Source organism: Agrobacterium sp. YIC 4121 (assembly GCF_002008205.1).
In the GTDB taxonomy this organism is placed as follows: Bacteria; Pseudomonadota; Alphaproteobacteria; order Rhizobiales; family Rhizobiaceae; genus Agrobacterium; species Agrobacterium leguminum.
The window spans coordinates 15,029-40,652 of the sequence record NZ_MRDI01000021.1; the positions used below are offsets into that span (position 1 = coordinate 15,029).

General features: G+C 59.1%; 21 protein-coding genes. 13 read left to right on the top strand and 8 right to left on the bottom strand.

Annotated elements, in window-relative coordinates:
• Nucleotides 1–3,147 carry an efflux RND transporter permease subunit gene (locus BTE54_RS18805; RefSeq protein WP_078053542.1) on the top strand — a complete coding sequence of 1,049 codons (3,147 nt, stop codon included), beginning with the start codon at nucleotides 1–3 and terminating at the stop codon, nucleotides 3,145–3,147.
• 366 nt (nucleotides 3,148–3,513) lie between these two features.
• Here BTE54_RS18805 and BTE54_RS18815 read toward each other — a convergent pair whose 3' ends face one another.
• The gene (locus BTE54_RS18815) at nucleotides 3,514–4,056 is read right to left on the bottom strand and encodes an NUDIX hydrolase (RefSeq protein WP_059758602.1); all 543 of its coding nucleotides are present in this window, start codon (nucleotides 4,054–4,056) and stop codon (nucleotides 3,514–3,516) included.
• Nucleotides 4,057–4,169: 113 nt separating this feature from the next.
• On the opposite strand from BTE54_RS18815, the gene BTE54_RS18820 reads away from it, so the two are divergent.
• The 12 genes from BTE54_RS18820 (at nucleotide 4,170) to rffA (ending at nucleotide 15,311) form a co-directional block, all read left to right on the top strand.
• Entirely contained in the window at nucleotides 4,170–4,814 is a 645-nt protein-coding gene (locus BTE54_RS18820; RefSeq protein ID WP_078053544.1) for a DUF47 domain-containing protein, read from the top strand.
• On the top strand, nucleotides 4,814–5,818 hold the full coding sequence (locus BTE54_RS18825) for an inorganic phosphate transporter (RefSeq protein ID WP_003521775.1): 1,005 nt from the start codon (nucleotides 4,814–4,816) through the stop codon (nucleotides 5,816–5,818). The genes BTE54_RS18820 and BTE54_RS18825 overlap by 1 nt, the downstream gene beginning before the upstream one ends.
• A gap of 89 nt (nucleotides 5,819–5,907) precedes the next feature.
• A complete protein-coding gene (locus tag BTE54_RS18830; RefSeq protein WP_198939190.1) occupies nucleotides 5,908–6,699 on the top strand; it encodes a Ku protein in 792 nt (263 codons plus the stop codon).
• 284 nt (nucleotides 6,700–6,983) lie between these two features.
• Nucleotides 6,984–7,682 carry a WbqC family protein gene (locus BTE54_RS18835; RefSeq protein ID WP_078053546.1) on the top strand — a complete coding sequence of 233 codons (699 nt, stop codon included), beginning with the start codon at nucleotides 6,984–6,986 and terminating at the stop codon, nucleotides 7,680–7,682.
• Nucleotides 7,679–8,620, top strand: a complete 942-nt coding sequence (locus tag BTE54_RS18840) for a glycosyltransferase family 2 protein (protein ID WP_078053547.1) — start codon at nucleotides 7,679–7,681, stop codon at nucleotides 8,618–8,620. Before BTE54_RS18835 ends, BTE54_RS18840 begins: the two co-directional genes overlap by 4 nt.
• The gene (locus BTE54_RS18845; protein ID WP_078053548.1) at nucleotides 8,601–9,230 is read left to right on the top strand and encodes a class I SAM-dependent methyltransferase; all 630 of its coding nucleotides are present in this window, start codon (nucleotides 8,601–8,603) and stop codon (nucleotides 9,228–9,230) included. The genes BTE54_RS18840 and BTE54_RS18845 overlap by 20 nt, the downstream gene beginning before the upstream one ends.
• Nucleotides 9,231–9,240: 10 nt before the next feature.
• Complete coding sequence (locus BTE54_RS18850; protein WP_078053549.1) at nucleotides 9,241–9,906, top strand: acetyltransferase; 666 nt, start codon at nucleotides 9,241–9,243, stop codon at nucleotides 9,904–9,906.
• Nucleotides 9,906–10,823, top strand: a complete 918-nt coding sequence (locus BTE54_RS18855) for a hypothetical protein (RefSeq protein WP_078053550.1) — start codon at nucleotides 9,906–9,908, stop codon at nucleotides 10,821–10,823. Before BTE54_RS18850 ends, BTE54_RS18855 begins: the two co-directional genes overlap by 1 nt.
• Complete coding sequence (locus BTE54_RS18860; RefSeq protein WP_078053551.1) at nucleotides 10,820–11,203, top strand: GtrA family protein; 384 nt, start codon at nucleotides 10,820–10,822, stop codon at nucleotides 11,201–11,203. The genes BTE54_RS18855 and BTE54_RS18860 overlap by 4 nt, the downstream gene beginning before the upstream one ends.
• 119 nt (nucleotides 11,204–11,322) lie before the next feature.
• A complete protein-coding gene (locus tag BTE54_RS18865; protein ID WP_198939191.1) occupies nucleotides 11,323–12,087 on the top strand; it encodes a class I SAM-dependent methyltransferase in 765 nt (254 codons plus the stop codon).
• Entirely contained in the window at nucleotides 12,084–14,099 is a 2,016-nt protein-coding gene (locus BTE54_RS18870; protein WP_078053553.1) for a hypothetical protein, read from the top strand. Before BTE54_RS18865 ends, BTE54_RS18870 begins: the two co-directional genes overlap by 4 nt.
• A 39-nt stretch (nucleotides 14,100–14,138) precedes the next feature.
• The gene (rffA, locus tag BTE54_RS18875; RefSeq protein ID WP_078053554.1) at nucleotides 14,139–15,311 is read left to right on the top strand and encodes a dTDP-4-amino-4,6-dideoxygalactose transaminase; all 1,173 of its coding nucleotides are present in this window, start codon (nucleotides 14,139–14,141) and stop codon (nucleotides 15,309–15,311) included.
• A gap of 100 nt (nucleotides 15,312–15,411) precedes the next feature.
• On the opposite strand, the gene ligD is transcribed toward rffA, so the two are convergent.
• From ligD to BTE54_RS18910, 7 genes are all read right to left on the bottom strand, one after another.
• Nucleotides 15,412–17,904 carry a DNA ligase D gene (gene ligD, locus BTE54_RS18880; protein ID WP_078053555.1) on the bottom strand — a complete coding sequence of 831 codons (2,493 nt, stop codon included), beginning with the start codon at nucleotides 17,902–17,904 and terminating at the stop codon, nucleotides 15,412–15,414.
• A gap of 3 nt (nucleotides 17,905–17,907) precedes the next feature.
• On the bottom strand, nucleotides 17,908–18,741 hold the full coding sequence (locus tag BTE54_RS18885) for a Ku protein (protein ID WP_078053556.1): 834 nt from the start codon (nucleotides 18,739–18,741) through the stop codon (nucleotides 17,908–17,910).
• Nucleotides 18,738–19,025: a hypothetical protein gene (locus BTE54_RS18890; protein ID WP_031233563.1), complete on the bottom strand. Its 288-nt coding sequence runs from the start codon at nucleotides 19,023–19,025 to the stop codon at nucleotides 18,738–18,740. Before BTE54_RS18890 ends, BTE54_RS18885 begins: the two co-directional genes overlap by 4 nt.
• 42 nt (nucleotides 19,026–19,067) lie before the next feature.
• A complete protein-coding gene (locus tag BTE54_RS18895) occupies nucleotides 19,068–19,961 on the bottom strand; it encodes an SDR family oxidoreductase (RefSeq protein ID WP_078053557.1) in 894 nt (297 codons plus the stop codon).
• 184 nt (nucleotides 19,962–20,145) lie between these two features.
• A complete protein-coding gene (locus BTE54_RS18900; protein WP_078053558.1) occupies nucleotides 20,146–22,485 on the bottom strand; it encodes an EAL domain-containing protein in 2,340 nt (779 codons plus the stop codon).
• A gap of 189 nt (nucleotides 22,486–22,674) precedes the next feature.
• Entirely contained in the window at nucleotides 22,675–23,778 is a 1,104-nt protein-coding gene (locus BTE54_RS18905) for a hypothetical protein (RefSeq protein WP_143240747.1), read from the bottom strand.
• A 279-nt stretch (nucleotides 23,779–24,057) separates the two neighbouring features.
• On the bottom strand, nucleotides 24,058–25,596 hold the full coding sequence (locus BTE54_RS18910; protein ID WP_223215586.1) for an ABC transporter substrate-binding protein: 1,539 nt from the start codon (nucleotides 25,594–25,596) through the stop codon (nucleotides 24,058–24,060).
• Between the last annotated feature and the right edge of the window lie 28 nt (nucleotides 25,597–25,624).

Genomic DNA, 25,624 nt, shown 5'->3' on the forward strand with positions numbered 1-25,624 from the left:
ATGTTCTTGACCCGCATATCCGTTACCCATCCCGTTTTCGCCACCATGATGATGGTTGCGCTTCTGGTCATGGGCGCCTTCTCCCTGCAAAGGCTTGGCCTCGACCAATATCCCAATGTCGACGTTCCCGTGGTGGTGGTCGTCACCTCTTATCCGGGCGCGACACCGGAGACGGTGGAAACCGAGGTGACACGCCCGGTCGAGGATGCACTAAACGCCATTGGTGGTCTCGATGAGGTCACCTCCACCTCCTATGAGGGGCGCTCCGTCGTCGTCGCAAAATTCAAGCTTGAGGTGCGCAGTTCAGCCGCCGCGCAGGAGGTGCGCGACAAGATCGCCGCCATCGAGGCGAATTTTCCGGAAGACGCCAAAAAGCCCGTCATATCGAGGTTCGACCCCGCCGCCGAGCCGATCCTGTCGGTGGCGATCAGTTCGACATCGCTCGATGTGCCCGCTCTCACCAGCCTTGCCGATCAGAAGGTGGTGCGGCAGCTGACGACCGTTGCCGGCGTCGGCCAGGCAACGCTGGTCGGCGCGCGCAAGCGGCAGATCGATGTGACAATCGACGAGACGCGCATGCGTGCCCTCGGGATCGGCATCAACGAGGTGGTGAATGCGCTGCGCACCGGCAACAGCAACAGCCCGGCCGGAAGCGTCGTCGATCCCGTCTCCGAACGCACGATCCAGGTGCAGGGGCGTATCGAGGAGCCGCAGGCGCTGCTGGATATGGTCGTGGCAAGGCGCGGCGGCGCGGCCATTGCGCTTCGCGATGTCGCCACGCTTTCCGAAGGAGCGGCCGATGGCGAAAACCGCGCCCTCTATAATGGCCAGACGGCACTGGCGATCGACATCGTCAAGGTTCAGGACGCCAATACGGTTCAGGTCGCGACGGATGTGAGGAAGCGCCTCGATGCGCTCAATGCCGAGCTTGCCCCGCAGAACGTGCAATTGCGCGTCGTCACGGATTCATCGATACCGATCCGCGAATCCGTCAGTCAGGTACAGACGACGCTGATAGAAGGTGCGGCGCTCGCCGTCGCCATCGTCTTCCTGTTTCTAAACTCCTGGCGCAGCACGGTTATTACCGGGCTGACATTGCCAATCGCAATCATCGGCACGCTCGCGGTGATCCATTTCCTCGGCTTCACGCTCAATACGCTCAGCCTGCTGGCGCTGACGCTTTCCATCGGCATTCTGGTGGATGACGCCATCGTGGTGCGCGAAAACATCACCCGCCATCTTCACATGGGCAAATCCCACCTGCGTGCGGCCCTCGACGGCACCAATGAAATCGGGCTTGCGGTAATCGCGACAACGGCGACAATCGTGGCAGTCTTCCTGCCGGTCGCCTTCATGGACGGCATTGTCGGCCGGTTTTTCTACGAATTCGGCGTCACCGTTTCCGCCGCCGTCCTGATTTCGCTCTTCGTCGCCTTCACGCTCGACCCGATGCTGTCCAGCGTCTGGTACGATCCGGACGCCCAGCCCGATGCGAAGCGCGGGCAGGTGGGCCGCCTGATCGCCCGTTTCGACCACGGCTTCGAATGGATGGCCGGGCAATATCGCCGGGCAATCGGCTGGACCCTGCGGCATCGGCTCGTCACCCTGCTAGTCACGTCGGGCATCTTTATCGGCAGCCTGTTCATGGTGCCGCTGGTCGGCACGGAATTCGTTCCGAATGCCGATGAGGGCCGCTTCCAGGTCAATATTACCGCGCCGGTCGGCTCCTCGCGGGACTATACGACAACGAAGGTGCGGCAGGTCGAAAAGGCGCTGAAGGAATTTCCGGAAGTCGAGACGCTTTATTCCACCGTCAATACCGGCGGCGCCGCCGGCAAGCATCGGGCCGCCATAATGGTGGGGCTGGTGCCGCTCGACATGCGGAGCCGAACTCCGCTCTCCCTTGCCGAACCGGTTCGCAAACGCCTGTCAGCCATACCGGGCATAGAGGTCACGATCCTGCAGAATGGCCTTGGCGGCGGCGAAAGCCCGGTGCAGCTCAGCATCCTCGGCGACGATCGGGCGGTCCTCGAAAAAATCGCCACCGGTCTGGTCGAAGACATGAAGAAAATTCCCGGCCTCGTGGATGTGACCTCGAGCGCCAAGGATGTGACTTCCATTCTTTCGGTCCGCCTGAAGCCTGCGGCGGCGAGCGATCTCGGCATTACCCGCTCCGATCTTGCAGCAGCGCTTTCCCCCCTCATCGGCGGCGAGGATGTGTCGAAATGGACGGATGCGGATGGCAACAGCTACGATATCGTCATCCGCCTGCCCGTCGAGCGGCGGTCCGACACGGAAGGTCTCGGTGAATTGATGATCGCAACCGGCCGCACGGCCGCGAAGGGCGCGCCGCTGATGGTGCGTCTCGATCAGGTCGCCGATATCGGCATCATGCCGGCCCCCGCCGAAATCCGCCGTATCGACAATCGCCGCGAGATACTGGTTTCGGCCAATATCGCCGGCCGCACGCTTGGCGAGGTCACGGAGACGTTGCAGGGCCTGACCGCCGGTCTTGACCTGCCGAACGGCTATCGCATCCGCTTCGGCGGTGACGCCGAAACCATGCAGGAGACCATCGGCCATATGGTCACGGCGCTTACCATGGCCGTCATCTTCATCTATATCGTGCTCGCCTCGCAATTCGGCAGTTTCATGCAACCGCTCGCCATCATGGCGTCCCTGCCGCTTTCGCTTGTCGGCGTCCTCATCGGGCTGATGGTGGCCGGCAGCACGATCAACATGTTCTCGCTGATCGGCTTCATCATGCTGATGGGCCTCGTGACCAAGAACGGCATCCTGCTGGTCGATTTCGCCAATCGCGAACGGCGGCGTGGGCTTTCGCTGAACGAGGCGCTGGAAAATGCCGGCGTCATCCGCTTCCGCCCGATCATCATGACGACGCTTGCGATGATCTTCGGCATGATCCCGCTCGGTCTGGCCGTCGGCGGCGGTGGCGCGCAGCGTGCGCCGATGGCCCATGCGGTGGTTGGCGGTCTCATCAGTTCCACGCTGCTGACCCTGATCGTGGTGCCGACCATCCTGTCCTATATAGACAGCATCGTCAGGCGTTTTACCCGCCTGTTGCCGAAAGCGCCGGACGAGGCGGCGGGAACGGCCATGCAGGACCGACCGGCGGCCGCGGCCTAGAGCATTTCCCGTGACGAAGGGTTCCACAGTACACGACGCAACGGTTTCCTGTGCCGTTGCACGCCCACCTCCGTCATTCCGGCCTTGAGCCGGAATCCAGCCGACGCGTGTCTACGCGGCGAGAAACTCCCTTCAGCCCAAGGACTTGGGCTGGCTGGATTCCGGCTCAAGGCCGGAATGACGGAGGTGGGAAACATCGCGCACCACCGCAAACACCGCGATTGCCGTATCAGATTACCTTTCTGTCGTGTACTGTGGCAAGGATTTACGGGAAATGCTCTAACCCTTTGTTTTCACGAATTTTCCCGACGTAAAAGCGATTCCGCTTTACGGGAAATGCTCCAGGGCCATCCGTCGGCCTCGCATTCAGGGTCGCTCGCTGCCCTGACGCTTCTTTTTGCCCTTCGGACGAAAATCGACAAGAAGCGACTTCAGTTCGATATCGCGAACGCGCCTTGCCGCCTCATCCGGGCGCACCCATTCCAGCAGGCGTTCCCCGCGTTCCTTGAAACTGGTTTCCGCCTCCGTCACCTCTATCTGGAACACATCGACCATGCAGGGAACGACATCGCCATTGTCGAGCATCTTGAGATAGGTATAGCGGCCAACCGCATTCTTTTTCACCCGGCCCCGCACGCCGGCCTCCTCCCACGCCTCGATTGCCGCCGCCTCGTGCGGCTTCTTGCGTTTCATCGGCCAGCCGCGCGGAATGATCCAGCGTCCGCTGGTACGGGACGTGACGAGGAGGATTTCGACATCCTCGCCATTGCCGGCATAACGGAAGCAAAGCGCGGCATATTGCTGCCGGAAAGCGCCGGTGAAGAGCTTTTCCGGAACCGCAGCAAGCTGCTGGAGCAATGTCAGTGCACGAGCCGGGCGGGTTTTCCGGCTTTTCTTGGTGGGTTTCATATCCGTTGATAGTGCTGATTTTCCGGGTTGCATCAATGCCCCACGTGCATTTATGACAGTTTTATGACAATCACCCCACACAACTAATAAAGCGCCATTGAGGGCCAATTCGCATGATGAGTATTTTTCGCAAGCTGATGCCGCGCGAGGACCGTTTCTTCGACATGTTCAGCAAACATTCCGAAACCGTCATCAAAGCGGCCGAGGCCCTTGACCAACTATTGAGCGGCATCGACGTCGAGAAGAACTGCGACCTCATCGTCGCCCTCGAACATCAGGCGGACGACATCACCCGCGAGGTGCTGCTCGCCGTCAGGCGCAGCTTCATCACCCCCTTCGACCGCGGCGACATCAAGGATCTCATCCAGTCGATGGATGACGCCATCGACATGATGCACAAGACCGTCAAGACCATCCGTCTTTTCGAGCAAACGGAATTCGATCCGCTGATGAAGGAAATGGGGCATGAGATCGTGCGCGCAGCCGGCCTCATCGCGGAAGCCATTCCGCTTCTCAACAAGGTCGGCACGAATGCGCAGCGCCTGTCATCCATTTCCGAAGAGGTGACCCGCGTTGAAGGCCGCTCCGACGAACTTCACGATCTGGGTCTCAAGGACCTCTTCCGCCGCCACGGCGCAAACGGCAATGCCATGGCCTATATGATCGGCAGCGAGATCTACGGCGAACTCGAAAAGGTCGTCGACCGCTTCGAGGATGTGGCCAACGAGATCAGCGGCATCGTTATCGAGAACGTCTGATGGATGTCGCACTTGCCCTGCCGCTGCTAATCGGCCTTATCGCCATCGCGCTGTTCTTCGATTTTCTGAACGGTCTGCACGATGCCGCCAATTCCATCGCCACCATCGTCTCCACCCGTGTGCTGCGCCCGCAATATGCGGTCGCCTGGGCGGCCTTCTTCAACTTCATCGCCTTCCTGTTCTTCGGCCTGCATGTGGCCGAAACGCTCGGCACCGGCATCATCGATCCGGCCATCGTATCGCCGCAGGTGATCTTCGCGGCGCTGATCGGCGCCATCGTCTGGAACATCGTCACCTGGATTTTCGGCATTCCCTCCAGCTCGTCGCACGCGCTGATCGGCGGGCTCGTCGGTGCGGGATTTGCGAAGGTGGGTTTCAATTCCATCGTCTGGTCGGGCCTGCTGAAAACCGTGGGCGCCATCTTCATGTCGCCAGCCATCGGCTTCTTCCTCGCCCTGCTTCTGGTACTCACCGTCTCCTGGCTGTTCGTGCGGCAGACGCCCTTTGCCGTGGACCGCACCTTCCGCGTGATGCAGTTCATCTCCGCCTCGCTTTATTCGCTGGGACACGGCGGCAACGACGCGCAGAAGACCATGGGCATCATTGCCGTGCTGCTCTTCAGCCAGGGACATCTGGGCGAGAGCTTCTACGTGCCCTTCTGGGTGGTGATTTCCTGCCAGTCGGCCATGGCGCTCGGCACGCTGTTCGGCGGCTGGCGCATCGTCCATACGATGGGATCGAAGATCACCCGGCTGAACCCGATGCAGGGTTTCTGCGCCGAAACCGGTGGTGCGCTGACGCTGTTCGGTGCGACGTGGCTCGGCATTCCGGTCTCGACCACCCACACGATCACCGGCGCCATCGTCGGTGTCGGCGCTGCCCGCCGCGTCTCGGCGGTGCGCTGGGGCCTTGCCGGCAATATCGTCATCGCCTGGATCGTGACCATGCCGGCGGCTGCGCTGATCTCCGCCGCGGTTTACGGGCTGACGTCGCTGTTCGGCTGACGCTCCATCCCTGCCCCGATTTGCCGCTCCTCCAGGAACAAAAGCCACCCCGTGGCTGTTGTTCCGGGGGACCAATGCGGATCGCGGACATGGCACGACAGGTTTTCTGGAAGGGTTATCTCAAGCTGTCGCTGGTGACGGCCTCCGTCTCGCTGACGCCCGCGACGACGGAAGGCAACAAATACACCTTCCACATCCTCAATCGCAAAACCGGCAATCGCGTCGAAAACCGTTATGTCGACAGCATCACCCACCGACCGGTCGCTGCCAAAAACCAGGTAAAGGGTTTTCCCCGCGCCGAGGACGATTACATTATTCTGGAGGATGACGAGATCGATGCGGTAGCGCTGGAAAGCACCCGCACGATCGATATCAAGACCTTCGTGCCAAAAGGATCGATCGACTGGATCTGGTACGACCGTCCGCATTTTCTGCGCCCGGAAGACAAGATCGGCACCGAAGCCTTCAGCGTCATTCGCGAAGCCATGAAGGTGAACGATGTTTTCGGTATTGCGCGCCTCGTAATCTACCGTCGCGAAAGGGCTGTGCTCCTCGAACCGTCGGGGAAAGGCATCATCCTGTGGACGCTGCATTATGGCGAAGAGGTGCGCGAAAGCATTGACGCGCTGGAGCCGAAGATGAAAATCGACCGGCCGCTGCTGGACGCCATGGAAAAACGCATCGGCAAACATTTGACGGGTTGGAAACCGGCTTTGGTGCAGGACCCCATTCAGAAGAAGATCAAGTCCCTGCTGAAGACCAAGGGCGACGAGGTCTCCTCCTCGAAAAAGAAAACCGGCACGAAGGCCCGCACCGGCGGCAATGTCATCAACATCATGGATGCCCTGAAGAAAAGCCTTGCTTCCGAAAAGAGAAGCTGAGGCTCGATGCCTTCAGCGGGCCTTTTTCGGCGGAGCCTGCGGGGCGGCGAAAAAGCCGTCCCATCGGCCCTTCTTGAGTGTGGAAAGACGCGCGTCGATATAGTTTATCAAGCGCGTACTTCAAGGCCAGAGCCGTTCAACACCCAACGATCTCTGACAAAATAATCATCGCCCAGCTAATTAGTTCAAAGAACGGGTTGGTTGACAGCACGAATGTTCCGCAATAAACGTCCTCTATGGCTTGCTTTAGGCGTAGCGGCCTAGTCTGGTCGAGATATCTTTCTTTGTCTAAAATTGCGATCGTTCAATCGAATTATATCCCGTGGAAAGGCTATTTTGACCTTATCGACAGCGTTGATGTTTTCATGCTGTTCGATTCTGTACAATATACCCGACGCGACTGGCGCAACCGAAATCAGATTAAAACTGCGCAAGGACTGACTTGGCTCACCGTGCCGGTGGAGGTCAAGGGGCGCTATAATCAGTCCATAAACGAGACTCGCATCTCGGGGACAGACTGGGCGCAAAGCCATTGGCGAAGCATTGTAAGTGCTTATAGCCGTGCGCCGTTTTTCGCCGCCGAGTCGGAATGGCTCGCGCCGCTCTACAGCGCTCTGCCGGAGGCGATGCTCTCGTCAATGAATGAACGGTTCCTGCGCGCCATCTGCGCGCGTCTGAATATCACGACGCCGATCCTTCGCTGTGAAGATTATAATTTATTACCTGATCGGTCAGCCCGTCTCGCCGACCTTTGCGTCCAAACGCAGGCCAATGTCTATGTTTCCGGGCCGGCTGCGCGGTCCTATCTTGAAGACGCGCCCTTTGCGGAACGCGGAATCGCGGTGGAATGGTTCGACTATTCCGCTTACCCGCAATACCCACAGCTATGGGGCCCTTTCGAACATGGCGTTTCAGTCCTGGACTTGATCTTCAACTGCGGTCCTGAGGCTGAACGCATTTTGCGCTCCAGAAGGTCCACATGATCGACAGACCTCAGCTTTCCGTGGTAGCCACCCTGTATCGGTCTGCCGCCGGTTTGGGGGAATTTCATGACCGAGTAACTGCCGCCGCTCGTGCGTTAGCCGGTGATAGTTACGAGATTGTTCTCGTCAACGATGGCTCACCCGACGACAGTCTCGACCTTGCGGTCGCCGCTGCCGACGCTGATCCGCACCTAGTGGTAGTCGACCTGTCGCGCAATTTTGGTCATCACAAGGCAATGATGACCGGATTGGATCATGCTCGTGGGGAGAAAATCTTCCTGATTGATAGCGATCTCGAGGAAGACCCGGCTTGGTTGGCGGACTTTGATCGAACGATGCAGAGCACGCAATCGGATGTCGTCTATGGCGTACAGACTCGCCGCAAGGGCGGCGTATTCGAACAGTGGTCGGGCGAGGCGTTCTACGGCGTGTTTAACTGGAGCACAGGGCTGGACCTGCCGCGCAATCTGGTCACAGCGCGGCTGATGACACGCCGGTATGTCGACGCTCTGCTCCTGCATCGCGAGCACGAGATTTTTTTGGCTGGTCTCTGGCAGATCACTGGCTTCGCTCAGACCCCGGTCGAGGTGGCAAAACTGTCGCTGTCGGCAACTAGCTATTCGTTTCGACGTAAATTGGGAATTTTTGTCGATTCAATCACGTCCTTTACGAACGCACCGCTGGTCTTCATTTTCCATGTAGGGGTGACGATTTCCTTCCTAGCCCTAGCCTCCATCCTGTGGCTGATCATCAACCGTCTTTTCCTATCGCCCCCTCAGTCCGGCTGGACATCAGTTGTTGCTTCTGTCTGGCTCGTCGGCGGGTTGAATATCCTGTTCCTAGGGGTTATCGGCATTTATCTGTCGAAGATATTCACCGAGACCAAGCGGCGTCCCTATACCATTGTAAGGAGGGTGCATGGCCGCGTCGAAAAATGATCTGACGGCCGACGTCGCCGCGTATTATACTCGAACTTTGGAGGAATACGGAGCCACCCCACGCGGCGTGGACTGGTTCGGCGAAGAAGGCCAACGTAACCGTTTTGTCCAGTTGGCGAGATTGCTACCGGTCAGCAATTTTTCGGTCAATGATCTCGGTTGCGGCTATGGCGCATTTTATAACTTTCTATCGGAAAATCATACGGATTTCCAATACATAGGCTATGATGTCTCTTCCGCCATGGTGGAAGCCGCCCGCGATGTGCTGCCCAAAGCAGGAGTTTCCATTCTGCAGGCTGCAAAACCCACCCAAGTGGCGGACTTCACCGTGGCCTCAGGCATCTTCAATGTCCGAATGCAGCGTAACCCTCAAGAGTGGCAGGACTATATCTTTGCTACGTTGGATACAATCGACGCCGCATCAACGAAGGGCTTCGCCTTTAATTGCCTCACCACCTACTCGGACGTCGAGCGGATGCGGCCGGACTTACATTACACCGATCCCCTTGCGATGTTTGATCGCTGCAAGCGCTTATATGCCCGCAATGTAGCATTGCTGCACGATTACGACTTATGGGAATTCACCATTCTGGTCCGAAAATCGGCCTGAGGAGGCTTATTTGACTCGCCCCCTAATTCTGTTTGGCACCGGCGAGATCGCTGAACTGGCGCATTTTTATTTTACGCGAGACAGCGATCATCATGTTGTAGCCTTCTGCGTGGACGGCTCCTATCTGTGCGAAGATCGCTTCAAAGGTCTTCCCGTGTTGGCCTTCGAGGAAGTGACAGCGCATTTTGCACCCGAGACGCACGCCATGTTTATCGCGCTGGCCTACGCCAAGCTAAACGATCTTAGGGCAGAGAAGTTGGCAGCGGCAGAGGCGGCAGGCTACTCGCTTACCAGCTATGTCTCATCCCGTGCAACGGTCCTGAACGACGGACATTTCGGGCCGAATGCCTTCGTGCTCGAAAACAACACGATACAGCCCTTCGCCACCATAGGTCGAAACGTCACCCTTTGGAGCGGCAATCACATCGGCCATCATGCAAAGATCGGCGACAACGTGTTTGTTTCGTCCCATGTGGTCGTCTCCGGGGGAGTGACTATCGGAGAGAACTGCTTTATCGGCGTCAACAGCACTCTGCGCGACCACATAACCGTCGGTGCGCGGTGCGTCCTGGGTGCCGGATCGGTAGTACTCGCGGATACGGAGCCTGGCGGTGTCTATTCCCCAACGGCAACAGAGCGATCCCGCGTACCATCTTCCCGACTTAGGACAATCTGATGGCATGGCGAAGGCAAGGACGTCTGTTTGATGCCGAGACGATGCTTCCCCATCATCCGCAATTGCGTAGCCACGCCGCTAATCCCTTGGCTGTGAATTTAGAAGGCGACCTTTACCGCGTGTTTTTCAGCGCACGGAACTCGGCAAACCGCTCCTCGGTGGGGGCAGTAGACGTCGACGTCGCGCGCCGAAAAGTGGAAAGGGTTCTAAGCGAACCCGTGATCGCCCACGGACCGGAGGGACGCTTCGATGCCGATGGGATCAGCGTAGGTTGCCTCCATAAAGACGCGACGGGCGCTCGCTATATCTTGTTCATGGGGTGGCAGGCGCCAAATAACGGCCATTGGCGTGGCGATATCGGTCGTTTGCGTTTAGGGGACGACCTTTCGCTGACCCCTGATCCGGCAGGCCCTTACATCGAATCGGACACCATCGATCCTATAAGTTTGTCCTACCCTTGGGTTCATCGCACTGTCGATGGCTACCTTATGTGGTACGGTTCCACCCTTACGTGGGACGAGGGCAACGGGGAAATGTTGCACGTTTTGCGGGAAGCGCGGTCAGAGGACGGAATCAATTGGCGACGCGACGGCAAGACTCTCCCATATTTCCCGGGCATTGCGCAAGCGTTTTCACGGCCTACCGTGGCCCAGGATTCCCAAGGCGTCTTGCAGATGTGGTACTCTTTCCGCGGCGCTCCGGGTAAAACCTACCGAATAGGTCACGCCGTTCGCCGCCCCGGGGGGGAGTGGGGCCTGCAGCACTTGGAAGGCGGACTGGACGTCGCACACGAGGGATGGGATTCGGAAATGGTAGAGTACCCATTCGTTTTCGATCACGACGGCCAACGTCTAATGCTGTATAATGGAAACGGTTTCGGGCGCAGCGGCTTCGGCCTTGCGGTGTGGGAAGAATGACAGGACTGGCGCGTCTTGTGCGCTATGGCCTCGTTGGGATCGCCTCCAACGGTTTGGGCTATCTGGCCTATCTTGGACTAACCACGCTTGGTCTTCCGCCGAAGGTTACGATGACGGCGCTGTATGCGACCGCAACCGGGATCGCATTCTTCGCAAACCGCAGCTTCACCTTCGTGGACCATGGGCGGATGGGGCCGGCTGGCTTGCGCTTCGTGCTGATTTATCTGGCGGGATGGGTTTTAAACTTGATCCTTCTGGAGACCTTTGTCGATAAACTAGGTTATCCTCACTCGTTTGTGCAGGGGATAGCAATCGTGATTGTCGCCGCGGTCCTTTTCGTGCTTCAGCGTCACTTTGTTTTCCGCCATTTTAGCGAATAGAGGTCGTCATGAGGCTTTGCCCTGCCTGCGCTGCAGAGCGCACTGATTTTGATACACCGTGTCCTAGCTGCAGTCATCAAGTCCTACATAGGAACGGTATTCCGATCCTCGCGCCGGCCATGGCGAGCGACGGGGAGGGATTCAACGCCGACCATTTCCACGATCTTTTTGCTCGCGAGGCTTCAAGCTTCTGGTTTCAGGGTCGTAATGATATCCTGTCCTGGGTCATCCAGCGTTTTTTAGGTTCGCCTGAGCGTTTCCTTGAAATCGGCTGCGGCACCGGCTTTGTCCTGTCGCGCCTGAAGCACGATTTTCCGTTGACGCGGTTCACTGGCAGCGAGCTGTTTGATCGAGGCCTGACGTTTGCACGTCGGCGTGTTCCAGATGTCGAGCTGCTGCAGATTGATGCCCGCGCGCTGCCCTACTCCGCCGAGTTTAACGGTATCGGCGCGTTTGACGTGCTGGAACACATAGCTGAGGACGAGCGGGTCCTGTCAGAAATACACCGAGCCTTGCGTCCGGGGGGGCACGCCGTGCTGTCCGTTCCACAGCATCCGGCTCTATGGAGCCTTGCCGATGACATTGCTTGTCACCAGCGGCGCTACAGGCGGGGCGAGCTCGAGGAAAAACTGCGCCGCGCAGGCTTCAAGGTAGTCCTGTCGTCGTCTTTTGTGACAATCTTGCTACCAATGATGTTCGCTGTGCGACGGTCCGGGCGAAACCGTCGCGCGCTTGAAAAGGACCCGGCGGCCGAGCATCGCATGCCTGCGCTTGTTTCCAATGCCCTGCGCGCAACGATGACCGCAGAACTGGCTCTTATGCGGCTCGGCGTCAGGTTTCCTGCAGGAGGGTCACGTCTCGTTGTGGCACGGAAGCCGCTATGAGCATGCCGATAGTTTTTTCCTTGGCCGTAGCGCTTTTCCAGCTTACGGCGCTATATTTGGGCGGTGCGGATGTGACTCTGTCCCTGGCGGGCGTCGTGATGGCGTTCAGTCTGGGAGTAATGGCAACCGGCGATGCCGTGCTTCGATGGGTGGGTATGCCGATTAAAGCACACCTTCCCGCGGCGCTCGTTATCGGATATGGCATCGTTTCCGTGACGCTGTTCGTGCTTGCGCAAAGCATTGGACTGTCGCCACTGACCGGCATCCTCCTTTTAGCTGTTCCAGCACTACCCGCGCTAGTACTATTCTCTCGAACAAATACCCCAGGGGATTTTACAGACCTCGGCTGGTTAGTTGTCATCGCGGCCTGTATCGGGGCGATTGCCTTGTCAGCAATATCCAGTCCGATTGCAATCCAAACCCGCGGAATCCTTACAAGTTGGTATGATTTTTTTCTGCACGGTATCAGCGTGCAGGCATTCGCAGGGTTTCAGGATCGTCCCTCGGATCCCGAAATGGTGGGCGCGACACTGGTTGCCTATCATTATGCGCCCTTCCTGCCCCCTGCAGCGATCGTCGAAGCGACTCGGATCTCCGGGTTGATGGCCGCAACCGCAAATCTCTTGCCCCTTGGCCTGCTGGTCGGTGCCTTGGGGCTTTATTCTCTGGTTACGCAACTGGCGGATCGCTCGGCGGCAATCATCGCGCTCGCGCTTCTGGTGGTCGTGCCGAATCCAGCCAACTATATGCTGCGTTCAGGCTGGTTCGACGTGGCATGGCTAATGTTTGGCTCCCCAGGGTCTGGATACGGAATGGGACTTTGTTTCATCGCCGCGAGCTGTCTCGCCGCCGCACTATCCGGGGCGGAGCATCGACGCCGTATCTTGCTGCTTAGCGCATGGCTTGCGCTCATTGCCATTCTTGAGCGCGTACAGATGTTCATACTGCTCGCACCGCCACTGCTCGCGGTCTGGCTCTGTGCGGTTACCTCGCGTAGGCACCAGCAAATCGTTTTAGCTCTCGCGGTAATCGCGCTCGCGCTGCCCGCCATCCTAATGCTCCTTCCCGACCTTCGGGCCGAATGGCTGGCATGGGCGCGTGTGCCCGAATACATGGATCTAGCGGTCACTTGGTCGGAGCATTACCGTCAGTGGGTCGCGCCGTGGATCGGCACGGATTTTGCTGGTCGGGCTGCGCAACTGCTGCTGATTGTGGCGCTGAGCCTCGGAGTCTTTCTGCTAGCGGCGCCCTTGGCGGCTTTCGCGAAGCTGCGCAGAGTCGGCGCGGAGCCGATGGATTTGCTGCCCCCGATCACCTTGGGCATTTATGTCCTGTTAATCCTTTTCACCCCCCCCGGAGGCAACGGTGACAGCAGCGAGTATAAGCATCGCCACTTCGTTGGGCTCTATTGGTTGTTTGTAGCGTTTACCGCCGTCTGGCTGACCAAAAGTTTACCGCCAAGAAGCGTCAGACCGCTGGCTGGACTATCAGCCATTGCGGCGGTTGTAGTGTGCGGTCTCCTGTCAGGTCGCCCCATCGACGCACCGAACGCCGTCGCCATGCCCTGGGCGCAAGCGTTCCACGGCCAGCAGGTTACAAAAGGGATAGCGGAAGCCGCAAACTTCCTCGCCGCGCGAGCCAAACCGAGTGATGTCCTGGCGGCGGATGCGGCGACCTCGCACGCGCGAATCGGACCGCTGAGCGAACTAATGGGCCTTGTCGACATACAAGCCTATCTCGCGCGTGGAGACCTCAAGGCTCTGCGCTCCAACTGCCACGCGGCGGTGGTCGCAGACCGCCTAAACCTGCTTAAGCGTGTGGACGCGGCCAATAACGCCGATGTTGCACTCGGACTTTTGTCAGAGGCGGATATCAGATATTTTATCCCATTTTCAGGTTTACCGCGCTGGGATGCCACGGGTGGGCGAGCCGCATTCTTGACCGGCGCGGTGGCGGTCTATATCGTCCCTACGTCGGACAAACCAACCCTCGTCGCGAGGGTATGTCCCTGACAATAATGCGGAATCCGAAAAACAGCAAAGTGGACGCACATGGTTCAGCAACAGGGTGATATGATCGCGTTTAACTGGCCCTACATGACAGGGCGGGAGTTGCATTATATTGCTCAATGCCACGCCAACGGCCGCTTTGCCGGCGATGGAACGTTCACACGGCTGTGCCATCGATGGCTGCGCGAGCATACCGGCGCACCGGGCGCATTGCTAACGCACTCCTGCACCGCGGCTCTGGAGATGGCGGCCATCCTTCTGAATCTGGAGCCTGGGGACGAAGTTATCATGCCATCGTTCACGTTCGTTTCAACGGCTAACGCCTTTGTGTTGCGCGGCGCAGTGCCGGTGTTTGTCGATATCCGCCCGGACACACTTAATCTTGATGAAACCCAAATTGAGGCAGCGGTCACATCTCGCACCCGTGCCATTGCACCCGTGCACTATGCAGGTGTCGGCGCCGAGATGGACCAAATTAACGCCATCGCCGCAAAGCACGGCCTCGCCGTGGTTGAGGACGCGGCACAAGGTGTCGCCTCTTTCTACCGTGGCCAACCCCTTGGCAGCCTAGGCACTTACGGGGCCTTCAGCTTCCACGAAACGAAGAACGTCATCTCCGGTGAAGGTGGAGCGTTGATCGTAAACGATCCCGCAAAGGTGCTCGAGGCTGAGATTGTCCGCGAAAAAGGGACAGATCGTAGCCAGTTCCTGCGCGGCGAGGTGGACAAATACACCTGGCGCCGGGTCGGATCGTCCTTTTTGCCCGGAGAGCTAATTGCGGCATTCCTGTGGGCACAGTTGCAGGAGGCCGACGGCATCACCGCTACCCGACTCATCGCTTGGGACCGCTACTTCTCTCTTACCGAGCCGCTTGAGAGGGCTGGACTTCTACGCCGCCCACATGTGCCTCCTCATTGCACGCATAACGCACATATGTTCTACATCCTGCTTGCCGATGGAATTGATCGCGGCACAGTGTTGTCAGGACTCGCCGCCGCCGGCGTTAACGCGGTATTTCACTACGTACCGCTACATTCCTCTCCCGCCGGTGAGGGGCTTGGACGTTATGACGGACCGCTTCCGGTTACGGATTATCTGCATGGACGGCTGATTCGCCTGCCCCTGTGGTGCGGCCTAACCGACACGCAGCAGCAGCGTGTCGTGGAGACGCTGTCCGGTCTGTTGCATTCTGCTGTGGTTCGGGCCACAAGCTGAGTAAATATTGCGGTACGGAGCAATTGGTCAACTCTTGTGGCCTGCAGACCCCTCGCCCGCGGATTCGAGAGGAATGAGGCTGCATGTCTTGACGTCCTATTTACTGCCGATTCTTTAGCAGAGTTTCCGCAGCAGCAAAAAAGCCGTCCCAGGGATCTTTCTTCAGTGCGGAAAGACGCGCCCCGATATTGTTGACGGTGAAATGGGCTGGGCCTATCTCGGCGGTGAGTTCCGACCATTCGAGCGGTGCTGAAATGGCGGCTCCCGGCCGGGCACGAGTCGAATAGGCCGCAACCGCCGTATTGCCCCTGCCATTGCGCAGATAGTCGATGAAAATGCGGCCCTGCCGTTTCGCCTTGGTGGCCACGGAGAGATATTTCTCAGGCTCGGCTTTCGACATATCCGCCGCCATGGCCTTGGCGAAGGCCTTGACCGGGGCCCAGCCCGCCTGCGGCTTCAAGGGTGCGACAACATGCAGGCCCTTGCCGCCGGAGGTCTTGACAAAAGCGGCAAGCCCGGCTTCCTCGAAACGCCGCTTCAGTTCCAGTGCCGCTTCGATCACCTCTTCCCACGCCACATCCTCGCCGGGGTCGATATCCATGGTGATCATGTCCGGCTTTTCCCAATTGGCAGTGGTCGCGCCCCATGGGTGAATTTCGAGCGCGGCGGATTGCACGAGCGCCATCAGGCCATCGAAATCGGTGATGCGGATCAGCGGTTCGCCGCCCTTGTCCTTGGGATCCTTGATTTGCTCGACAGCCTTGTTGATGCCGCGCCAGGCGTGTTTCTGGAAAAATCGCTGCCCCTCTATGCCCTCCGGGCAGCGCAACAATGCCAGCGGCCGGTTGACGACAAAGGGCGCCATGTGCCGCCAGACCTGCGCATAATAGTCGGCAAGCCCCTCCTTCGTCACGCCGTCCTCCGGCCAATAAAGCCGGTCCGGATGGGTGAACTTGATCTTCGATTGCGGCGCCTGGGTATCGGACACGGCCTTCTCCTCGCGTTCGATTTCTGCTGCGGGCTTGTCTTCGCGCACCCCCCGGAAGGAGGCGTGACGCAGATTGCCATCTCCAGACCATGCACGAAACTCCACTTCAGCGACCAGTTCCGGCTTGACGAAATGAAGATCGCGGCGGGCAAGCGCGGTGAGTTTCTCACCGAACGGGCTTTCCTTGCGCTCAAGCGGCTTCAGCCGGCCAAGCAGCATCTCCGCCACTTCACCCGTATAACCTGTTCCGACACGGCCGACATGGCGCAGCTTGCCGTTTTCATAAACGCCGAGCACCAGCGATCCGATGGCGTGGTCGGATGTCGAGGAGACGGTATAACCGCCGATGACGAATTCCTGTCGAATCGAGCATTTGGATTTTACCCATTCGCCCTTGCGGCCCGAAACATATTTGCTGTTCCTGACTTTGGAAATGACACCCTCGAGGCTGAGCCGGCAGGCATGGTCCAGAACAAGCGCGCCACTTTCCTCAAAATGCTGGCTGTAGCGGAGATGAGGGTCACCTGCCGGCAGCAACTTTTCGAGCAGCGCCTTTCGTTCGCTCAATGCCGCACCGCGCAGATCGCTGCCATCGAGGTAAAGGAGGTCGAAGGCATAAAATACGAAGCGGTCGCTGCGCCCTTCGCTCAGATCCTGCTGCAAGGCAGAGAAATCGGAGGCGCCGTTATCCCGTTCGACGACGATTTCGCCATCGATCAACACCGTTTCCACCGGCAGCGCCCTGAGCGCTCCTGTCACGGCCCGGCCGAATTTCTCCGTCCAGTCCAGCCCGCTGCGGGTCAGCAGTTGAATTTTGCCCCGATCGACCCGCGCCTGCAGACGATAGCCGTCGAATTTGATTTCATGCAGCCAGCGAGAACCATCGGGCGGTTTCGGCTTGAGCGTGGCGAGCGCCGGCGGCACGAAAGATGGCATGGCCAGTTTGCGTGCGCCTTTTGGCAGCGCATGCGTCTGTTTCTTGCCCGACGTCGAAGCGGCGGCCTTTTTCGATACCGGCTTGGAATTCCAGGTATCCTTCGGTTTGGCTGCAACTTCCTCGACACTGCGCCCGGTCTTTACGGATTCCGGCCGTTCTTCGAGAATATCCGCGCCGCCCTTATGCCTCGCCTCCTCGTCATCGCCTTTGATTAGCAGCCAGTTCTCCCGGCTTTCTCCGGGCTTTCCGTGCATGCGTACCAGATGCCATCGGCCTTTGAGCTTTTCGCCGTCCAGTTCGAATTCCAGATGGCCTTTGCGATAACCTTTCCGGGCGTCGCCGATCGGCTGCCAGGTGCCGCGATCCCAGACGATCACGGTGCCGCCCCCATATTGTCCTTTCGGGATGACGCCCTCGAAATCGCCATAGCTGAGCGGATGGTCCTCGACATGCACGGCAAGGCGCTTGTCCTCGGGATCGAGGCTCGGGCCGCGCGTCACCGCCCAGCTTTTCAGCACGCCGTCCATTTCCAGCCGAAAATCATAGTGCAGACGGCGGGCATCGTGTTTCTGTATCACGAAGCTGGAGCCCTGCTGTTCGGCCGTCGTCCCTTTTGGCTCCGGCGTCTTGTCGAAACTGCGCTTGGCGTTATAGGTCTGCAATCCCATGGGTCAACTCGCTTTCCGCGGGGCCTTCCGGCCCGCTGCCGTCGCCCTTTTTCTGCTGCCCGCTTCGGCCCCTGCGCTGCGACGCAGGGCCTCCTTGAGATCAATGATATTGTCTACCTTGCGCGGCGGCGGCTTGGCGATTTCCCGGCCTTCGATCTTGGCTTTCACGAGCTCTGCGAGTGCATCATTATACCGATCGCTATAGTCTGCCGGGTCAAATGTGCCCGCACGCTTTTCGATGATGTGACCGGCCAGCTCCAGCATTTCCTCATCGAACTCGATATCGGGGATCGACTTGAAGACAGATGTCTGCGAACGGACCTCGTAGCTGAAATTCAGCGTCGTGGCGACGAGAGCCTTACCGCTCGGACGGATCAGCAGGACACGGTTGCGGCGGAAAAGCACCGCTTCGCCGAGAGCTGCGACATTCTCGTCGTCCATTGCCCTGGCAAGAAGCGTCAGCGCCTCTTCGCCGTCCTCCCCGCTCGGCGCGAGATAATAGGACTTGTCGAAATAAAGCTTGTCGATCTCGTCACAGGACAGGAAGTGCCTGACGCGGATGACCTTGTCGCTTTCCGGCATCAGCTTTGCAATCTCGTCTCCCTCGATGACGATGTGGTCGCCATTGTCGAGTTCGTATCCCTTGACCTGATCTTCGCGAAGAACCGCCTCGCCGGTGTCGCTATCGACATATTGCCGCTCGACGCGGTGGCCGGTCTTGCGGTTGACGATATTGAAGGAGATTTTCTCCGCCGAGGTCAGTGCGGAATAAAGACCGACTTCGCAGTTGAAATCGGCAAAGCTCAGATGGCCCCTCCAGCTCGCTCTCCGGTTCATGTCCGTCGTCCCTCGTCATCGCTGCGGGAGGACATGTCTCCGCGTCGGCCCTTGGCCAGAATGCGCTCGATGGCGGGCACATCCGCCTCCGCCAGAACCGGCACCGGGTCGGACGCCATGGCTTCGAGCACCTCCGGCGACAGCCCGCCATTGCGGATAACCCATTCCATGGCCTCACGGGTTTGCCGCTCCGCTTTCAACTGCGCATAAAGCGCCAGTATCAGCCGGTCGCGAACATCGAAGCTCTTCAAACTTCTGTCTGAACGTTCTGCCTGCCGTTTCATCTCGAAATCCTCAAAGGCCCATCCGTCATTGCGGACATCGCCTCAGGCAATGCCCCTGCCGCCGGTCACGCCATAAACCTCGCCATTGATGAAGCTTGCATCCTGCGATGCCAGCAGCACATAGACGGGCGCCAGTTCCACCGGCTGTCCGGGGCGGCCGAAATCGCTGTCCTTACCGAAATTCTTCACCTTCTCGTCCGGCTGGCCGCCGCTCGGCTGAAGAACCGTCCAGAACGGGCCGGGAGCGACGGAATTGGCGCGCACACCCTTTTCGATAAGCTGCTTTGCAAGCGCTTTCGTATAGGCGACGATGCCGGCTTTGGTGGTGGCGTAGTCCAGCAGGATGGCGGAGGGCTCATAGGCCTGTATCGACGCCGTGGTAATTACCGACGACCCCGGCTTGAGATGGGGAACAGCCGCCTGCGCAATCCAGTGCAGGGCATAAAGATTTGTTTTCATGGTGCGGTCGAAATCGTCCGTCGACAGTTCCTCTATATCGTCGCGATATTGCTGCCTTGCCGCGTTGATGACCAGAATATCCAGTCCATCGAGATCACCGGCCGCTTTCTCGACCAGTTCGCGGCACCAGGCCTCGTCGGTAATATCACCGGGCAGCGCGACCGCCACGCGGCCTTCCGCCTCAATGAGCGCCACGACTTCCTCCGCGTCGGATTCTTCTTCCGGAAGATAGGAGATCGCCACATCCGCGCCTTCCCTTGCAAAAGCGATGGCGACCGCACGGCCAATGCCTGAATCGCCGCCGGTTATCAGCGCCTTGCGCCCTGCAAGCTTGCCGGTGCCCTTGTAGCTTTTTTCGCCATGATCGGGGAAAGGCGTCATATTCGTTACCAGACCCGGCATTTCCTGGGTTGGGGTCGAAAAAGGCGGGCGCGGATACTGGCTGCGCGGGTCCTGCGGCTCGAGGCGGTCTGTCATCGCGGTCTCTCCCATAGATAGATGTCCATCCGTGGCGCATTCGCTGACACAGCAGGCATATCGCCCGGTCGGGCTGACAGCGGCATGGACGCGCCACACACTAACCTAACGATCTGCCTTGGCTCTCGTTCCATCGGACATGGGAAAGGAGGGCGACGACACCATTGTGCCGCCGCATCTTTTATCAAACGGAATGTTTCTTCCGTGTGGTTGCGCTGACGACCTGGGCGGGCGCGACATCCGGTTTGCCGAAGAGATAACCCTGCGCCTGCGCGCAACCCTCATCGACCACCATGCGGTATTGCGCATCCGTTTCAATTCCCTCCGCCGTCACCGGCAGATCGAGGCTGCGGCCGAGGCCGATCACCGCGCGCACGATGGCGCGGGCATTGTCATCGTCGCTCATGGCGGCGATGAAGCTGCGGTCGATCTTGATCTTGTCGAAGGGGAAGCTCTGCAGGTTGCTGAGCGAGGAATAACCGGTGCCGAAATCGTCCATGACGATGGCGACGCCGAGCGCCTTCAACTGGTTGAGGATGATCAATGTCGCCCTTCGGTCTTTCAGAAGCGCGGCTTCGGTGATTTCCAGTTCCAGCCGGTTGGGCGAAAGCCCGGTCTGCATCAGCACGGTGCAGACGACATGACCGAGATTGGCCAGCGAAAACTGCAATGGCGAAACGTTCACCGCGATCTTCAGGTGCGGTGCCCAGCCGGCCGCCTGACGGCAGGCCTCGCGCAGCACCCATTCGCCGAGCGAGATGATGATACCGCTCTCTTCGGCAATAGGAATGAAGACATCCGGCGGCACCACGCCCCGTGTCGGGTGCTGCCAGCGAACCAGCGCCTCGTAACCCACGACCTGGCCGCATTCGACTGACAGCACCGGCTGATAATTCAACAGCAACTCGTTGCGATTGATGGCAAGCCGCAGATCCGTTTCGAGCTGGCGGCGTTCGCGCGCCTCCTGGTCCATCACCGGGTCGTAGAAGGCCAATATGCCTCGCCCGCCCATCTTGGCACGGTAGAGCGCCAGATCGGCGGCGTGCATGATGCTTTCATCGTCCTTTCCGTCCCGCGGGAAGACGGCGATGCCGATGCTGACGCCAACGGAGGTCGGATCGTTGGCAACATTCATCTTCAGTGCGAACATGCCAAGGATCGTCTCAGCCAGCAGGCGCGCCTCTTCCGCCCTTGTATGCCGGGTAGTCAGGATGACGAATTCATCGCCGCCGAGACGGGCGACCACATCCCCTGCCCTTGCGCATTCATCGAGAATGGCGGCGACCTTTTTCAGAACGCGATCCCCCTCGGCATGGCCGAATATGTCGTTGACCGCCTTGAACCGGTCGAGGTCGAGCGCCAGCAGCGCGAATTCGTCCTCCTCGTCGCAATGCTCGATCTGCTGGTGAAGACGGGTCTGGAACATGGTGCGGTTGGAAAGGCCCGTCAGGACGTCGTGGCGGGCGAGATATTCGATTTCCCGCTGCGCTTCGCGCTTTTCCGTCAGGTCGCGAATGGCCATCACCTCGCAGGGGCGGCCGCGATATTCGATCGTTCGTACGCCGAGTTCGAATATCTGCGCCTGCCCGGCGCACTCGTGCACCGCCTCCACCGGTGCATGGCGCGGCAGATAGGCGGGTTGCCCGTCGATGGCCTTGAAGAGATCGTCGGGGTTTTGTCCGACCAGCGACGCTTCCTCCCGGCCCAGAAGGCCGGCAAAACGGGTGTTAAGCTCCACGATCCGCCCATCGCGAACGACGGCGAGACCATCGAGCGTCGCATCCACAAGACCCTTGAGATCGACAAGGTAACGATCCACAAGAGCAGCCGCAGCAGTGGTGGACAGGATCAGGAACGTGACGCCGGAAATGGCGCAGATCATGATCAGCCGGGCGACATTGTCGGGATCAGGCCCGGATACGGAAGGATCCGGCGAAAGCACCGTGGCCGACATGGCCGTGAAATGCAGCGCGCAGATCGCGAAAATCGCCGATCCAGCCGGCGCGGCGATGCGCTGCCAGGAGCCGAGGCGGCGAAAAAGGAAAAAGGCGAGGAGAAAAAACGCCCAGGCAACCGCAAAACCACCCAGCACCGGCCCCCACCGATAGCTGATCGTGGCGGCGACATCCATTCCCGCCATGCCGACGAAATGCATGACAGCAACCGACAGCGTGACCAGCGTGCCGGCGATCGCAGGGCTGTAAGCGGCCTGCGAACGGCTGGTGAGCGCCAGCCAGAAACCGAAAACCGCAAGAACCGCCGAAAACGCCGTGAAGGCGAAATCATAACCGATCGGGACCGCGCCCTTATAGGCGAGCATGGCGACGAAATGCGTGGCCCAGACGCTGAGCCCTCCGGCAAAGGCGGCAACCAGCACCCAATAGGGCTTGCGGCCAGCCGGACTTTCCTCCGCACGCAATAAAAGATGAAAAAAAGCAAACATGCCAAGCAGACAGATAACAGCCGCAAGCAGCACGACCGCCCGGTCGTGTTGTACGACAACGCATTCCAGAACCGTGAACATGACGCACTCTCCCAGCCTCTGAAGAACCGCTCACGGTGGCACTATGGGAGTGGTTTATTTATAAATCTCTAATGCAACTATTGATAAATGGAACGATCTGTCCTGCAACGTACAGAAAGGAACGGGCCGCACGCGGCAGCCCGTAAGCTTTTTCGCGCGCGGCCCGGCCGGGACTAGAGGAAAGGCCGTTTATTTCCAGCTTCGATAATCGGCTGCGGTGCATCCGAAAGGCGCCGGGCCATCGGCGAAACGCTCCTGCAGACGGGCGCATCCCCACTCGTTAATTGCTGCGGGCATCATGTTGTTGAGGTCCATGCCGGGCGAGTTGAACTGCGACGGAGCGCTGGTGACATACCACAGCCAGTAACCGATAACCGCGACGACGATGACGGCCACGATGGCAACGAAAGTCCCAAGTCTGCGCAGGAGGCTCGGCCCTTTCGCACTCGTCGCACCCGGAGCCGAGGCGCCCTCCGGTGTCTGGTTCGCAAGCATCGGGGCAAGCGATGCGAGGGCCTCCGCCCTTTCCTGCTCCGATAGCTCGATCCGCTCCAGCCGGTCGTCGAGCAGAACCGGCAGCGCGGTCTTGCCGTGCCAGACTGCCAGCGCAACATCGTGTTTTCCGTTATGGCCAACGACGACCGGGATTCGCCCCCTCTCCAGATGGGTGAAGGACTGCCGCTTGGTCTTGTCTTCTCTGACCGTATCGGCATAGGTGACGAAGAGACGGCTGCGTTTTTCGGCAACCGCCGTCAGCGCCACCGGAATGAGGGTCAACGGTGCGGGCTTGCGCAGCTGCAGGCGAACCCGCAGGACCCGGATAAGCGTGAACAGCATCGCCAAACTGCCGAAGCCGAGCAGGGCAACGAACACCCCAAGTGTGATGATGCGGTTCCAGAGCATGTCGAGACCCAGCGAAATCGTTGCGAGCTCCGGGTTCTTCGCGGAGATGACCAGTCCGGTTTCATAATCGCCGGAATGGAAATCGACGAACATGACCTCGACATCCTTCTTGTAGCTCACGCCCGCATGGTCATAGGAAAGATCGGCCTCACAGGTCGTGAAGATCGCCTTGCGCGTCTTGCAGCTGCCGCTGATCTCGCCGTTTTCAATCTCCAGCGGATTTTTGCTGATCTGATAGTCGCGCAATATGCCCGGACCTTCGGCGACGAGCATGACGGCCGTGATGACCAGAAGCACCGGAATGGAAAAATAATAGGCTGCAGGCACTGAAATGACGCCACGTTTGAGGCTCAGCGGCCGAGACGGAAGTTTTATCTGTGCAAGGTTCATGGTCATCAACGCATTCTTCGGGAGGTGGGTGAGCGGAGTTCACGACTCTCGCCCGATGGAAGGAATAGTCATCGGTCGGTCTAAACCGATGAAGCCCTTGAGAAAACCCCCTGAAATTACTGGATGGCGTGCGACAGCCACCTGCTGCGACTAGTTTCCTGTCCGCGAAGAGCCGGAGGAGCGTCATGGAGGACGCTTTCAGGGGTACGGACCTAACCGCCGATAAAAAAACGGGCGGTAAAACCGCCCGTCGCAGGTTCCAAAGACTATAGTTTGCCCTTAGTCCTTCGTGACCTTTTCCAGCCGGGTCGTCTGGCTGGGGTGGCCCACATAATCCTTCACGCGCGCATTCAGCACGATCGGCTCGAACCTCTCGAACATCGGCAGCACCGCCGGCTTCTGGGCGACGAACATTTCCTGCATCTGGGTGTAGATTTCCCCACGCTTCTTGGCGTCCGGCTCCAGCGAAGCCTTTGCCGTGAGCGCCGTCAGTTCCGGAATGTCCCAGGCCGAGCGCCAGACGAAATTGCCGGCGTTGTTGGCGGCCAGCGAATTGTCGGGGTTGCTGGAGAATTGCTCCATGGAGCCCAGCACATTCGGCATATAGGCGCCGGTCTGCGGAATGAGCAGATCGAAATCCCGCGCACGGTGGGCGGCGATCACGTCCGAACCGTTACCCTGCTGGATATTGACCTTGATGCCGATCTGGCTTAGCGACGCCTGGATCGCGGTGGCGAGGTCGATGCGCGGCGTCTGCGCGATCGTCTTCAGATTAAGTGTGAAGCCGTTTTCATAACCGGCCTCCTTGAGGAGCGCCTTCGCCTTCTCGACATCGAGCTTCCAGTCCGGGCTCGGAATGGCGTATTCGAAGTTTTCCGGCACCGGCACCGTGCGCGCCCGGCCATAGGGACCCATGATGGTCTTTTCCATGCCCTTGTAGTCGATGCCATAGGCAATCGCTTCGCGGACCTTGGGGTTGGACAAAGGTTCCTTGCCGGCATTCATGGACAGGACGTAGAAACCGCCCGTCGGCACGCGCTGGATCTGGAAGCCTTCCTTGTTGTTGAAGGTTGCAAGGTCGGCAGCCGTCAGCGCACTGGCGATGTCGATATCGCCGCGCTCCAGCATCAGGCGCTCCACCTGGCTTTCCGGCACATGCCGCACGATGACGCGGCGCATTTTCGGGCTGCCGGCCACATAATTCTTGTTGGCCTCGAGAATAATGATCTCATTCGGTGACCAGCGATTGAGCGTAAAGGGACCGGAGCCGGCGGAATTGGTTCTCAGCCAGCCATTGCCCCAATCGCCACTGCTTTCATGCGACTTGAGTTCCTTGCTGTCGACGACGCTGGCGATGACCATGGCCAGACGGTAAAGAAGCAGCTCGGACGTCGTTTCGCCGGAAAGATCGATGCGTACCGTTTTTTCATCCGGCGCGCTCACCAGCTTGTCGACATTATCGGCATTATAACCAACGCGCTTGAGGTTGGCTGCGGCCGCCTGGTTCATCTTCAACAGGCGGCTGAGCGAATAGACGACATCTGCCGAGGTTACCGGATTGCCCGACGCGAAATTGGCCTCGCGAAGATGGAAGGTGATGCCCTTGTCATCTATCTCCCAGCGCTCGGCAAGCTGCGGTGAAACCTTGCCCGAACCATCGACCGAAATAAGACGGTCATAGAGGTTGGACATGATTTCGTTGGCTTTTCCTTCGGTGGCCTGATGCGGATCAAGCGACAGCACCTGAGCCAGCGAGGTTCCGATGACAAGCTGGTCATTCGGTGTTTTGGCCACGGCTGGCGCTGCCTGCACCAGCATGGCGCCAAGGGCCGTGGTGAATGCGAGA

Coding starts and splice junctions, on each gene's coding strand:
- ligD (WP_078053555.1), bottom strand. CDS start 17,904: ATGGGATTGCAGACCTATAACGCCAAGCGCAGTTTCGACAAGACGCCG.
- BTE54_RS18905 (WP_143240747.1), bottom strand. CDS start 23,778: ATGAACCTTGCACAGATAAAACTTCCGTCTCGGCCGCTGAGCCTCAAA.
- BTE54_RS18910 (WP_223215586.1), bottom strand. CDS start 25,596: ATGCTGGTGCAGGCAGCGCCAGCCGTGGCCAAAACACCGAATGACCAG.
- BTE54_RS18895 (WP_078053557.1), bottom strand. CDS start 19,961: ATGACAGACCGCCTCGAGCCGCAGGACCCGCGCAGCCAGTATCCGCGC.
- BTE54_RS18870 (WP_078053553.1), top strand. CDS start 12,084: ATGAGCATGCCGATAGTTTTTTCCTTGGCCGTAGCGCTTTTCCAGCTT.
- BTE54_RS18860 (WP_078053551.1), top strand. CDS start 10,820: ATGACAGGACTGGCGCGTCTTGTGCGCTATGGCCTCGTTGGGATCGCC.
- BTE54_RS18900 (WP_078053558.1), bottom strand. CDS start 22,485: ATGTTCACGGTTCTGGAATGCGTTGTCGTACAACACGACCGGGCGGTC.
- BTE54_RS18840 (WP_078053547.1), top strand. CDS start 7,679: ATGATCGACAGACCTCAGCTTTCCGTGGTAGCCACCCTGTATCGGTCT.
- BTE54_RS18805 (WP_078053542.1), top strand. CDS start 1: ATGTTCTTGACCCGCATATCCGTTACCCATCCCGTTTTCGCCACCATG.
- BTE54_RS18890 (WP_031233563.1), bottom strand. CDS start 19,025: ATGAAACGGCAGGCAGAACGTTCAGACAGAAGTTTGAAGAGCTTCGAT.
- BTE54_RS18820 (WP_078053544.1), top strand. CDS start 4,170: ATGATGAGTATTTTTCGCAAGCTGATGCCGCGCGAGGACCGTTTCTTC.
- rffA (WP_078053554.1), top strand. CDS start 14,139: ATGGTTCAGCAACAGGGTGATATGATCGCGTTTAACTGGCCCTACATG.
- BTE54_RS18855 (WP_078053550.1), top strand. CDS start 9,906: ATGGCATGGCGAAGGCAAGGACGTCTGTTTGATGCCGAGACGATGCTT.
- BTE54_RS18885 (WP_078053556.1), bottom strand. CDS start 18,741: ATGAACCGGAGAGCGAGCTGGAGGGGCCATCTGAGCTTTGCCGATTTC.
- BTE54_RS18825 (WP_003521775.1), top strand. CDS start 4,814: ATGGATGTCGCACTTGCCCTGCCGCTGCTAATCGGCCTTATCGCCATC.
- BTE54_RS18845 (WP_078053548.1), top strand. CDS start 8,601: ATGGCCGCGTCGAAAAATGATCTGACGGCCGACGTCGCCGCGTATTAT.
- BTE54_RS18865 (WP_198939191.1), top strand. CDS start 11,323: ATGGCGAGCGACGGGGAGGGATTCAACGCCGACCATTTCCACGATCTT.
- BTE54_RS18815 (WP_059758602.1), bottom strand. CDS start 4,056: ATGAAACCCACCAAGAAAAGCCGGAAAACCCGCCCGGCTCGTGCACTG.
- BTE54_RS18830 (WP_198939190.1), top strand. CDS start 5,908: ATGGCACGACAGGTTTTCTGGAAGGGTTATCTCAAGCTGTCGCTGGTG.